The organism is Bacillus cereus group sp. BfR-BA-01522, from assembly GCF_022662635.1.
In the GTDB taxonomy this organism is placed as follows: domain Bacteria; phylum Bacillota; class Bacilli; order Bacillales; family Bacillaceae_G; genus Bacillus_A; species Bacillus_A cytotoxicus.
Map to the genome: position 1 here is coordinate 1 of NZ_JAKUDY010000081.1, position 201 is coordinate 201.

The window sequence follows — 201 nt, forward strand, 5'->3', positions numbered from 1 at the left end:
GCGACAGGAATTAGCGTTAAAACGAAAATGCAAACTGGATGAAGCAAAAAACTATCAAAAGCAAAAACGTAAAGTAGCTTGCATCCATGAGAACATCACGAATGCAAGAACAGACTATTTGCAAAAAATCTCTACTTACATTGTCAAAAACCACGACATCATTGGTATGGAAGATTTGCAAGTGTCAAATATGTTGAAGAA

Annotated in this window: 1 protein-coding gene; it reads left to right on the top strand. The window is 35.3% G+C overall.

Annotated features, from left to right (window positions below; translation table 11 throughout):
- A partial coding sequence (locus tag MR059_RS21750) for a transposase (protein ID WP_242162043.1) occupies positions 1 to 201 on the top strand: 201 nt, incomplete at both ends.